Source organism: Chryseobacterium suipulveris (assembly GCF_022811685.1).
GTDB classification, from domain to species: Bacteria; Bacteroidota; Bacteroidia; order Flavobacteriales; family Weeksellaceae; genus Kaistella; species Kaistella suipulveris.
In genome coordinates, this window is sequence record NZ_CP094532.1 from 2959654 (window position 1) to 2971907 (window position 12254).

The window sequence follows — 12254 nt, forward strand, 5'->3', positions numbered from 1 at the left end:
GTTTTTTTGTTACATTAATGTTAATTTTTTGTACTTTTAAAAACTAAATTTACAAAGGATGGCATTAATAGATTTGTCCAAACAAGTCGCTTTGGGAGTCGATATCGGTGGAACCAACAGCAAGTTCGGATTGGTAAACCACCGTGGCGAAATTCTCGATAAAGGAAGCATCAAGACCGATGAATATGAAAAAGTGGAGGATTTCATCGACGCACTTTACGAAAAAGTTTCCCCTCTAATAAAAAAGCATTTTAACGAAAAACAATTTGACGGAATTGGAGTCGGTGCACCGAATGCCAATTATTTCCGCGGAACGATCGAGCAGGCGCCGAATCTCCGGTGGAAAGGCGTTATTCCCTTCGCCGAAATGATGACCAAAAAATTCGGAGTTCCCTGCAAAATGACCAACGACGCCAATGCCGCTGCTTTAGGTGAAATGATGTTTGGTGCAGCGAGAGGAATGAAAGATTTCATCATGATCACACTCGGAACAGGAGTTGGAAGCGGAATTGTTTCAGGTGGAAAAATCATCTACGGTCACGACGGATTTGCCGGAGAATTAGGTCACACCATCGTAAAACCCGGTGGAAGAAAACACTGGAGCACAGGTTCCGAAGGTTCTTTAGAAGCGTATGCATCCGCGACGGGAATCTCGATTACCGCCAAAAAAATGCGCGCTGAGTTTCCCGATTCAATGCTGAATGATTTTCCAGAAGAAGAAATCGATTCGAAAGTAGTTTTCGAGTGCGCGAAAAAAGGCGATCCGACTGCAATTGAAGTGTTCCGTTATACAGGACAAAAATTAGGTGAAGCTTTGGCAAATTTTGTGATGTTTTCTTCACCCGAAGCAATCCTCCTTTTCGGAGGCGTCATCAATGCGGGAGATTTTATTCTAAAGCCAACCAAACTCCACATGGAAAGAAATCTCTTACCGATTTTCAGAAACAAAGTAAAACTGGTTTTCAGCGAACTCGACGAAGCAGATGCAGCGATTCTCGGCGCAAGTGCTTTGGTTTGGGAAAAGTAACTTTTGCTTTACATAATTTCTTGCCACGAATGCACGAATGAATTAATAACGATTAGCGCGTTCGTGGCATTTTTTTTCACAAGATTCAATTACAAAATTTTCATTATAGAAAACCGTTATCAGATTATGAATAAGATTTTAGTAATTTTGATGTCATTAATTTTAGTTTCCTGCAACGGTCAGGAAAGCAAAAAACCATTAACGAAAAATCATAAAATGAATCAACAGAATTTAGAATACATCACCTTCGGAGGTGGCTGCTTTTGGTGTGTGGAAGGTGCTTTTCAATATTTAAAAGGTGTTGAATCTGTCGTTTCCGGATATTCGGGAGGACATAAAAACAACCCAACTTATGAGGAAGTTTGCACTGGTGAAACAGGACACGCAGAAGTGGTGCAGATCGGCTATGATCCAAAAGTGATTTCGTACGAAAAGCTGATGGACGTATTTTTCTTTCTGCACGATCCTACTCAACTCAACAGACAGGGAAACGATATCGGAACGCAATACCGCTCGATTATTTTCTATAAAGACGTAGCCGAGAAACTAAAAGCCGAAGCAGCTTTGAAAACCTCGGAATCAAGTGGAAGATGGAACGGCAAATATGTAACGGAATTCAAGAAGTTTGAAAAATTCTGGCCGGCTGAACAGTATCATCAAGGTTACTACGAAGCCAACCCGAACCAACCGTATTGCAGTGCAGTCGTAGGTCCGAAAATTGCCAAATTCAAAAAACATTATGGCGAACTGGGAATGCTGAAAGCTACCGCTCTCTGAAAATAAAATAACCCGCTTCCAACGGATGATCCTGAACATAGTCTTGAGGATTTTCTTTTTTAATAAGGTCATAAATCATCAAATCGCCCGCTGCAGAACCCGAAAACACAATTCCAAAAATCAGCATCCAAAGATTGCCGGTAAACAAACTGATTACTGCGGGAATAAGACCTAAGAAAACCAGCGGAGCGAGCAACGCGATTTTGTAATGCTTGATTTGAAGCGGCTCTTTGCAGTGGCAGTAAGGAGTCAGCATTTTCCAGAGCACTCCGAACTTCACCGAGCGGATTCCCTTTTTAGCATAGATAGCAAAGAAAATTCCGTGAATGAGTTCATGAGCTACGATTCCCAAAGTGAATACCACAATTGGTAGAACACCGCTAAGCAATAAATTGTCTGCTCCTACTTTTGGAAATCTAAATCCCCACATCAGAAAAAAAGGAAGCCCAAAAATTACTCCGAAAAGCGCAAAGTATTTTAGAGCAACCATCTGCGCCTTCATTAGGTCAATTATTTTTTCTTCTTTCACAAAGTTTTCAGGAATCATTTCATTACATTTTTACATTAATAAAAAAGGGCGCTGATTTTCAACGCCCTCTGTTTATAGTATTTTGGGATTATCTTACCAAAGTCATTTCACTGATTAGGTGTCCTGCTTTTCCGTATTTTTCGATGATCCATAGAACCATTCTTACGTCAACGTTGATGGTTTTCTGTAATTTCGGGTCGAAGATGATATCGCCGCTCAATGCCTCGCTGTTTCCGTCGAAAGCTAAACCAAGAAGGTTTCCGTGCGCATCCAAAACTGGCGAACCTGAGTTTCCACCCGTGATATCGTTGTTAGAAAGGAAGTTTACAGGCATGAATCCTTTTTTGTCCTTGTATCTTCCGAAGTCTTTTTTCTTCACCAAATCAAGGAATCTTTGTGGAAGGTCGAACTCTTCGTCACCTTTTTTATACTTCGCCACCATTCCGTTGATGTCTGTATAGTAATTATTTTTCTCAGAAATTCCGTGGTAGTTTCTGTCGGATCTCAAAGGAAGTGTATCGATGGAACCTCCTGTCAAACGCATCGTAGAGTTTGCGTCTGGATAGAATGCTTTGTCTGGTTGAGATTTTCTTAACCCGTCAAGGAAGATTCTGCTGTTTTTCGCGAACGCGTCATCAATTTTTGCAAATTTTTCACCCATCAGTTTTTGATCTTCAACAAATCCGTTGGCAATCTTCAATAATGGATCTGAATCAATTTTAAGGCGATCCGGATTGTTCAGGAAGTTAGTCGCAGACTGCTTGTTAGCAAAGATCGACTGGAACGCCACATTAGAAAGCGTTTTGGAATCCAAATAAAGTAAAGTTGGTGAACCAACATCTTTATTCACTCTCTTCTGGTACAGACCAACCATTGAGTTCAGCATCTCTCCTTCCAATTCCGGGTTGAAGGTTTCATAAATTCTGTCGATTGCATCGGTAACTTTGGTTTTCATTCCCGCTTTACCTGCGTCATCCTGATCAGCGTAAGTTTTAAGAAGTGATCCCAACTGATACGCAACCATAAGGTATTTAGCGTTTCTCTGAAGTTGTGAAGAGTAGTTTCTTTCCACATTTCTGTCTGAAAACTGATGATAGTTTCCTTTAATGTCTTCAAGTACTGAACCGTAAGTTGCCTGGTTTTCCGGCATTAATGCCCAAACTTGGAATTTGTTTTCCAAATCTTTTTTCCCTGCAATGGTTTGGTTTTTCTCAACCGCATCGATAGTTCCCTGTCTGTTTTTCCAGTAGTTGGCAACTGATGCGTATTGTGAAGCGTAGTGAAGTTTCGTTGCCTGGTCTTTGTCCATGTACTTTTTCATCACGTCCATCGCCATTTTCGAAGCTTCAACCCAAGCTGGATAATCTTTTGTCACCATCTGCTCGATTCCGTAAGAAGTCAGGAATCTATTGGTTCTTCCAGGATAACCAAGAATCATTGCAAAATCTCCCGGCTTATAACCTTTAAGAGAAATTGGCAAAGCGTGTTTCGGCTTCATCGGAACGTTGCTCGGTGAATATTCCGCCGGATTTCCGTTTGCATCTGCATAAACTCTGAAAACAGAGAAATCTGCAGTGTGTCTTGGCCATTCCCAGTTGTCGGTATCGCCACCGAATTTCCCTAATGAGTTTGGCGGAGTTCCAACCAATCTTACATCTTTAAAATCCTGATATACAAAATAATAGAACTCGTTTCCGTTATAGAAATCTCTTACTACCACTGTATATTTTCCGTTTTCGGAGTTTTCGTTCTGGATCGCTTTATACTCTGCGTCGATGATGTTTTTTCTGTCTTCAGCCGACATGTTATTGTTGAGCTTGGAGTTGATTCTATTTGAAACATCGTCCATTCTTACAAGGAATCTTACAGAAAGTCCTTTCGCAGGGATTTCCTCGCTTTTTTTCATTGCCCAGAAACCATTGGTAAGGTGGTCTTTCTCAGGAGTTGAAAGCGCTGCAATCTGTCCGTAGCCGCAGTGGTGGTTGGTAAACAGCAGTCCTTCTTTAGAAACGATCTCTGCAGTACAACCGCCGCCGAACTGCACGATCGCATCCTTCAAACTTGAATTGTTAACCGAGTAAATTTCTTCAGGAGTAAGCTTAAGTCCCTCTTTCTTATAATCAACACCATTAAGACGCTTGATCATTGTTAAAAGCCACATCCCTTCGTCGGCTTTCACCTGAAGGAAACTCAGCATAAAAGTGAGTAGTAAAAAGATTCTTTTCATTGATAAAATATTTATTTTGGCTAAATTAAGAAAATCCTTTCAGATACGGAATAATGCCGAGTAATATTGGTAAATAAAAAAGGCCTGAATAAACAGACCTTTTAAAGATTTATTAAAGTAAATTATTACTTTTTGATAAGTTTGGTGTTTTCAACTGCACCACCTCCATAATGAACTTGAAGCATATAAGTTCCTTTCGCTAGTGAGGATACGTTTACCTGGCTGCCTTTTGCAGCTGTCAAGACTCTACCAGAAAGATCAATCACTACTACTGATTCAATTTTCTTGTTAGATGTAATGTTTACTACGTCTGAAGCAGGGTTAGGGAAAACCTTAAGGTTAGATTTCACGCCAGCTTCTGAAGTTGCAAGAGCTAAATTACCGGAAAATTTCAAGATACCTTTGGTTCCACCAGGACCATCAGAGAATTGTCCTGCCCATCCTGTAGTTGGGTTCAAGAATGCTACTTTACCACGTTGCTCACCTGTATCGATGCTATTCCATGTTAAGCCACCGTCAGTAGAATAAGCTGATCCCAACCAAGCATTATTGTTGAAGTTGATACCAGTAGTCACATAAGTACTTGCTGTTCCAGGAACATAAGCAACATCCCCAAAGTACCAAGTTCCGGTTGGGGTAACAGGATCCCAAGTTTGACCACCATCTGCTGTAGAATAAAGTGCCGCAGAAAGAGTTTGCCCCGCAGCTGCACCATCAACAGCTATTAAAAGACCGTGGGTTTTGTCAGCATTCATAGCTAAATGACCAGAAGAACCGGAAGTAATAACCCCTCCAAAATCAAGAACTGGAGAATAAGCTCCTGTCCATGTTGTTCCTCTATCAGCGGAGTGCAAAATTCTTCCAATTGAAGTTCCTACCCAAATATCATCTCCCTGAACATCTTTCATTCCAACATAAGTAAATTCATCAGAATTATCTGGTGCCAAAGCTCCGGAAACCGCTGTCCAAGTAGTCCCTCCGTTAGATGTTTTATACATCTCGAACTTGTTATTGATGGGGTCACCACTTGTCCATCCGTTATTCGCATCCCAGAAATGAACGTGATTTGCAAACGATGCTGCGTTCGCTGGGTTGTAAGCATTCGCCTGCTTCGTCCAGGTAGCTCCACCATCAGTTGTTTTCCATATCCCATTAGCTGTCACACCACTCGAAAAAGGAGCAGTTGCGATCCACGCAGTATTACCATCAATTGCGGTAATGTCAGAAATTAAAGCATTGGAAGCTAAGCCCGAAACAGGTCTAGCCGACCAAGAGGTTCCGCCATTAAGAGTTTTAGAAACTACTTTAGGGTAAGTTCCTGCTCCAGATCCATCATAAGCAAAAGTCCATGCAGTATTCGCATCAACGATCTTAATCTCGTCTACTCCAAAGTTAGCAGCAAAGTTTGTTGCTTGTGCCACCCAAGAATTCTGTGCCGTAGCCATCATTGCAACCAGCGCAAAGCCAGTAAGTAAAAGTTTTTTCATAATCTTATAAGTTTAATGATTTTTGGTAAAAGTATATAATTCTGAAATAATATGCAAATATTATTATATGTTTTTTAATTAATCATCTTAGTTTCAATCAACATAATATTCAAAACATTGGCAACTCTAATAATGAAATTACTGCGATAACCTATTCGTTTTTAAACATTTCCGTATGTGGAATGTCATCTTCTAAGTACTTTTTTCCGGTATCACGAAAACCGAAGCTCTGGTAGAAATTCAAAAGATAATCCTGTGCAGATATCCTGACTTTTCTTGTCCCAAACCTACCCTCGATTGTTGCCAAAGCCAATCGCATTAAAACCGAACCCAGTTTCAAATGCCGATAATTGATTTTGGTTAAAACTCTACCGATCGATGCTTCACTATATTTAATATCGATATCAAAAATTCTGCAATAGGAAATCACTTCCCCGTTCTTCTCCGCCCAAAGATGAACGGCTTCCTGATCGTAATCATCCAGTTCGGGATACGGACAGTTCTGCTCCACCACAAAAACATCGACCCTCGCTTTGAGAATTTGGTAGAGTTCCTCTGTTGTAAGGTCTTCAAATTTTTTTATTTTCCAAACGGTTTCTTTCATTTGCTGAAATTCTTACTCAAAATTCACGTGGTTTTTCTCAAGAAATTCATTGGTCGTTTGGATGAATTGCAAAATTTCATCTCCACCCTCTTTTTTCTCCGCGGAGGTAAGGTAGGTTTCAGGTAAGTCTTCCCAAGTTTTCAGAAGCTCCTCTTTGTACTTTTCGACATTGGCAGTTGCGGCATTTCCCTTGAGTTTGTCTGCCTTGGTAAATACAATTGAAAAAGGGATTCCATTCTCACCACACCATTCGATAAACTCCAGATCAATTTTTTGCGCCGAGTGTCTGGAATCGACCAGCACGAAAAGGTTAACCAGATTCTTTCGGTTCAAAATATAATTGGTGATGAGTTTTTCGAAGTCCTTTCTTTGGCTTTTCGAAACTTTCGCATAACCGTATCCCGGCAAATCCGTCAAATACCAATTTTCATTAATGAGAAAATGATTGATGAGCTGCGTCTTTCCAGGAGTTTGAGAAGTTTTTGCCAAATCCTTTCGGTTCAGCATCGCGTTGATGAGCGAAGATTTTCCCACGTTGGAGCGCCCGATAAAAGCATACTCGGGGATTTTGGGTTCCGGACAATCCTGCCATTTCCCGCTGCTCTTCACAAATTCTGCAGTTTTGATAACCATTTTTCTTTATTTCAAATTAAACTCAACAAAAAATGGAAGCTAAACTCCCACTTCATATATTAATGTCTCTGTAACCAACCGTATAGGATTTCATTAAACTCATCCGGTTTCTCCATCATCGCGGCGTGTCCACATTCATCGAGCCAAAATAATTCCGAATCGGGAATCAGGCGGTCCATTTCAATCGCAACTTCGGGCGGCGTCACATTATCCTGCTTTCCCCAGATAATACACGTCGGAACCTGAATTTTGTGGAGCTCCTTTTCCATATTATGTTTAATGGCGCTTCTCGCAAGCATCACGGTTTTGATTCCCTTTCCACGGTCGTTCACAATGGTGAATACCTCATCCACAAGATCTTCGGTTGCAACCGAAGGATCAAAAAAAACTTCCTGCGCCTTTTTTTTAATATACTCTCTGTCGTTTTTTCTTGGGAAGCTGTCACCGAATGACCGTTCATACAATCCCGAACTCCCTGTAAGCACAAGGTTTTTCACGATGTCGGGTCTAGATAAAGTCAGGATCAATCCAACGTGACCACCCATGGAATTCCCCACTACAGTCGCGGGTTCTCCCACCACTTCCTCAATAAATCGGACAACAAATTTTGCGATCGATGTAAGATTCGTATTCAGTACAGGCAAATCATAAATCGGCAGATCCGGGAAATAAACACGGTATCCCCTCGACGAAAAATAAGAAATCAATTTGGTGAAATTGCTCAAACCTCCCATCAATCCCTGCAATAGAACAATCGGTTGACCATCGCCTTCAACCAGATAATTGAATTTTTTGTTTTTTTTAGTCTTAAATAACATAAAGCTTCCTCAATAGGCGATTGCAAAAATACAAATTAAACACCAAAATTTATTTTTCGGATTTAAAATTAGCGATTATTCTTTCATTACCGACATTCAGGGGAAACTTTTTTTTTCAATTCCCGCAACAAAAACGTAACCGTTCTTAACAGCTTTTCAATCAGTCGGTTAATTAATAAAACCAAAACTTATTAACATTATGTCAAAAAGTGGGAAAAAGTGGGAAGATTTCAAAATTATTATATAAATTTGTCCCAAATGATTAATTTCTACGAGACATACGAGTGCAAAATCGATGACAAGGGCCGCTTGAAACTGCCTTCGTCATTGGTTAAGCATTTGGAAAACCTCGGAGGTGACTTTGTAGTGAAGCGCGCCGTTTTTCAAAACTGCCTCGAAGTTTATCCAATGAAATCCTGGAACCAACGAATGGAAACCATTGGCAAACTTAACCGATTCGTAAAGAAAAACCTCGACTTCATCCGCCAATACACTGCAGGTTTGAAAACCATAGAAATTGACAAAGCCGAAAGAATCCTGATTTCTAAAGACTTGAAAACCTTTGCAAATCTTGAAAAAGAAGTGGTAATCGCGGGAATGATCGACTATTTCGAAGTTTGGGATAAAGCCGCTTACGAAGAAAACATCAAAACCGACGAGAACGACTTTGCCCAACTTACCGAAGAGGTGATGGGGAATATCCCTCTTTCCCCCGAAGGGGAGAACATTCCTTAAAAATCGCGCTAGGTTTTTTTGAGAATTATTAAGCATTAAGAAATCTTTTTTGATTTTCATACGACTAAAAATATTTTGAACGAGCAAGGCAACCATAATGATGTGAAGAGTTTTTCCCCCTTTGGGGGAAAGGGGGAATATCATAATCCCGTATTGCTGAAGAAAAGTGTTGATGATTTGGTGACGAATCCCGACGGAATTTATGTGGACGTAACTTTTGGAGGAGGCGGCCACTCGAGGGAGATCCTGAAACGGCTTTCTGAAAAAGGAAAACTCTTCAGTTTCGACCAGGATTTAGACGCTCTTGAAAATACAATCGACGATGAAAGGTTCACGCTCATCAACCAAAATTTCAGATTTCTGGAGAATTCACTCCTGATGTACGGAATTAATGCAGTAGACGGAATCCTCGCTGATTTGGGAGTTTCATCTCACCAGTTCGACGAAGCGGAACGCGGTTTTTCCACACGAAGCAACGCACCTTTGGATATGAGGATGAATGTGATGCAGTCGCTCGACGCTAAAAAAGTCATCAACGATTATGAAGAGGAGCAATTGGCAGATATTTTCTACCACTACGGCGAACTTCGCGAAGCCCGAAAACTAGCAAGAGAAATCGTTCATCAAAGAAAAACGAAGAAAATAGAAACCACGGAGGATCTGAAAAACCTCTTCAGCTTCATCCCGCCGCACAAGCAGAACAAATTTTTTGCGCAGGTTTTTCAAGCAGTGCGGATCGAGGTAAATCAGGAATTGGAGGTGCTGAAGGAAATGCTCCTTCAATCCTACAAAATTCTGAAGCCCAATGGAAGGTTGGTGGTGATTTCGTATCACTCGCTTGAAGACCGATTGGTAAAGAGATTCTTGAAAAACGGAATGTTCGAAGGTGAACCTTCCCGCGACATCTACGGAAATTATGCGAAAGCGTTTGAACTTCTGCAAAACAAAGCGGTGATTCCCGATGATGCAGAGATAGAGGAAAACTCAAGAGCGAGAAGTGCAAAATTGAGGACAGGAACAAAATTATAGACCACAGATTCTATACATCAGACAAAATCTGAAATCTGCTTATGGCAAAACGAAAAACATATCGCCCACAGAAAAAACTCACTTTTATCGACATCATAAAAGGGAATTTTCTGAACCGTGATGAAGTGAAAATTCATTACAAATACTTTATGTTGGTGTTTTTGCTCCTGATGATCATGATTTACAGCAACCACTTGGTAAGTAAAAAAATTGAACAGGTTAACGAACTGAAAGAACAGACTGAAGAGTACAAATCCAGAAATGCATACGCTCAAAGTCGGCTGATTAAGGTGAAACTGGAATCCGAACTGGGAAAAGAAATGGTTCAGGACTCCCTGCTCTCACTCGAAAGCCACCCACATAAACTACTGATAAAATTAGATAGCACGAATGGCGGTACAAAATGATTTTGAAAAAAAGCGCTCAAAAACTTTGAGGTGGGGCTACTTCTTCGCGGGGTTTGCCTTCATTTTGTTTGTGGTGTTTTTGGGCAGAATTCTCGTCTTGCAGAACACCAACGTGCAGGAAATCAAGGACGACTACATCAGCAAGAATTACCGTGAAGCAACCCTGAAAGCTGCACGCGGAAACCTTTACGCTTCCGATGGCTCGATTCTCGCGACAACGGTGATGAGATACGATGTTTATGTGGATTTCAAAACGATTAAGGACACCATTTACAATGCCAACATCGGTGCTTTGACAGATTCGCTTTCGACCATGTTCGGAAAACCGAGAAGTTATTTCCGCGACCGTTTTGACCAACAGAAAAAGGCAAAAAACCAATACTACTCAGTTGTTAAAGGTCTTGATTTCGACGATTACGACCGCATCAGAAAGTTCCCGATTTTCAACAAAGGAAAAAACAAAGGCGGTTTCATTGTGGACCGAAATTTCAAACGCGAACTCGCCACAACACAGATCGGAGCAGGAACAATCGGGATGGACAACGGTGTTTCCAAATCTGGTTTAGAGGGCGCTTTCTCTAAATATTTAACGGGAACCGACGGAACCCGACTGGAGCAAAGAGTAAACTCAAGCCAATGGAAACCAATCGATTACTGGAAAGTGAACGAACCCATCGACGGACAGGATGTTCACACCACTATTGATCTAAGAATTCAGGATATCGCACATTCTGCTTTGGAAAAACAGCTGGTCAATTTTGATGCAGACCACGGTTGCGTTGTAGTGATGGAAGTAGCGACAGGAAAGGTAAAAGCGATGGTCAATCTCCGAAGAACTGAACCTGGAATTTATGTCGATGCCTACAACTACGCACTGAAAGACGCTACAGAACCTGGTTCCACTTTCAAAACCGTTTCGCTACTTGCCGCGATGGATGACGGATTTATCGATGAAAACACAACCGTAAATGTCGGAAACGGAGTTTGGACTTATGCGAAACAAAGAATTTCTGACGGACACGGTGGCGGAACTTACGAGATCTCTGATGTTTTGGCAAAATCCAGCAACGTGGGTTCTGCAAAGCTGATCACGAAGTTTTATGCCGACAAACCAAAAGTCTTCCTCGACCATTTGAAAAAATGGAAAATGTTCGACAAAATGGATATCGAGCTCCCTGGAATCACCAAACCTTTCATCGTCACTCCGGACGACAAAAGATGGAATGCGGCAACACTCGCCTCACTTTCTTACGGATATTCATCACGATTTAATCTTCTGCAGCTCACCACCTTCTACAATGGAATCGCAAATAAAGGCAAAATGCTGAAACCGCTCTTCATTGAGAAAATAATGAAAGACGGAACCGTACTTTATGAAGCAAAACCACAGGTGATGGTCAACAAAATGGCGTCCACAAAAGCGATTAATTTAATGACCGCTTCGCTCACCAAAGCAGTTGAGAAAGGAACGGCAAAAAGTATTTTCACCCCGAATCTAAAAATGGCGGGGAAGACAGGAACCGCCCGATTCGAGTACTGGAAACCAGGTCCCGCAAAATATCAGGCGAGCTTCGCTGGGTTTTATCCGAGTGACAACCCGAAATACACCTGCATCGTGATGATCAACCAACCCGACAATTCCAAAGGATTTTATGGTTCAACCGTTTCAGCACCGGTGTTTAAAGAGATTGCAGGAAAAACATTCCTGAAAACGCCACAAAATATAGAGCAGGAAATGCTGGTCGACAAAAAAGTGGATTTGAGCAAAATGATCGAACCCAACACGAACCTCGCCATTAATGGAAATCAAATGCCGAATGTGGTCGGACAAATCGGAAAAAACGTCATCCCACAACTGGAAAACGCAGGATATCGGGTTGATTTTAAAGGCGTTGGAAGAATTAGAGAGCAGTTTCCATTAGAAGGAACCATCATTAATAAAAACCAAAGAATATATCTGCAATTACAGAATTAAAAAAGA

The 12254-nt window shown here is 41.2% G+C and carries 12 protein-coding genes; 6 read left to right on the forward strand and 6 right to left on the reverse strand.

Going from position 1 to position 12254, the window contains the following annotated elements; genetic code table 11:
* The first annotated feature begins 58 nt into the window (after window positions 1-58).
* Together MTP09_RS14045 and msrA are read left to right on the forward strand one after the other, a co-directional pair.
* A complete protein-coding gene (locus MTP09_RS14045; RefSeq protein WP_243549229.1) occupies window positions 59-1027 on the forward strand; it encodes an ROK family protein in 969 nt (322 codons plus the stop codon).
* A 126-nt stretch (window positions 1028-1153) separates the two neighbouring features.
* On the forward strand, window positions 1154-1804 hold the full coding sequence (msrA, locus tag MTP09_RS14050) for a peptide-methionine (S)-S-oxide reductase MsrA (RefSeq protein ID WP_243549231.1): 651 nt from the start codon (window positions 1154-1156) through the stop codon (window positions 1802-1804).
* Here msrA and MTP09_RS14055 read toward each other — a convergent pair.
* From MTP09_RS14055 to MTP09_RS14080, 6 genes are all read right to left on the reverse strand, one after another.
* Window positions 1791-2351: a DUF3267 domain-containing protein gene (locus MTP09_RS14055; RefSeq protein ID WP_243549233.1), complete on the reverse strand. Its 561-nt coding sequence runs from the start codon at window positions 2349-2351 to the stop codon at window positions 1791-1793. The two genes, msrA and MTP09_RS14055, sit on opposite strands and share 14 nt — an antisense overlap.
* A 70-nt stretch (window positions 2352-2421) precedes the next feature.
* Complete coding sequence (locus MTP09_RS14060) at window positions 2422-4560, reverse strand: S46 family peptidase (RefSeq protein ID WP_243549235.1); 2139 nt, start codon at window positions 4558-4560, stop codon at window positions 2422-2424.
* Window positions 4561-4685: 125 nt separating this feature from the next.
* Window positions 4686-6047: a T9SS type A sorting domain-containing protein gene (locus tag MTP09_RS14065; protein WP_243549236.1), complete on the reverse strand. Its 1362-nt coding sequence runs from the start codon at window positions 6045-6047 to the stop codon at window positions 4686-4688.
* A gap of 151 nt (window positions 6048-6198) precedes the next feature.
* Window positions 6199-6651, reverse strand: a complete 453-nt coding sequence (locus tag MTP09_RS14070; RefSeq protein WP_243549239.1) for a GNAT family N-acetyltransferase — start codon at window positions 6649-6651, stop codon at window positions 6199-6201.
* 12 nt (window positions 6652-6663) lie between these two features.
* Window positions 6664-7284 (reverse strand): ribosome biogenesis GTP-binding protein YihA/YsxC, encoded by a 621-nt coding sequence (gene yihA / locus MTP09_RS14075; protein WP_243549246.1) that lies wholly within the window; start codon window positions 7282-7284, stop codon window positions 6664-6666.
* Window positions 7285-7343: 59 nt separating this feature from the next.
* Complete coding sequence (locus MTP09_RS14080; RefSeq protein ID WP_243549248.1) at window positions 7344-8102, reverse strand: alpha/beta fold hydrolase; 759 nt, start codon at window positions 8100-8102, stop codon at window positions 7344-7346.
* A 258-nt stretch (window positions 8103-8360) separates the two neighbouring features.
* Here MTP09_RS14080 and mraZ point away from each other — a divergent pair, with 258 nt between their 5' ends.
* From mraZ to MTP09_RS14100, 4 genes are all read left to right on the forward strand, one after another.
* Window positions 8361-8837: a division/cell wall cluster transcriptional repressor MraZ gene (gene mraZ / locus MTP09_RS14085; protein WP_243549250.1), complete on the forward strand. Its 477-nt coding sequence runs from the start codon at window positions 8361-8363 to the stop codon at window positions 8835-8837.
* 102 nt (window positions 8838-8939) lie between these two features.
* The gene (rsmH, locus tag MTP09_RS14090) at window positions 8940-9866 is read left to right on the forward strand and encodes a 16S rRNA (cytosine(1402)-N(4))-methyltransferase RsmH (RefSeq protein WP_243551681.1); all 927 of its coding nucleotides are present in this window, start codon (window positions 8940-8942) and stop codon (window positions 9864-9866) included.
* 41 nt (window positions 9867-9907) lie between these two features.
* Complete coding sequence (locus MTP09_RS14095; RefSeq protein WP_243549259.1) at window positions 9908-10273, forward strand: FtsL-like putative cell division protein; 366 nt, start codon at window positions 9908-9910, stop codon at window positions 10271-10273.
* Window positions 10257-12248: a penicillin-binding transpeptidase domain-containing protein gene (locus MTP09_RS14100; protein WP_243549273.1), complete on the forward strand. Its 1992-nt coding sequence runs from the start codon at window positions 10257-10259 to the stop codon at window positions 12246-12248. The genes MTP09_RS14095 and MTP09_RS14100 overlap by 17 nt, the downstream gene beginning before the upstream one ends.
* Window positions 12249-12254 lie beyond the last annotated feature (6 nt).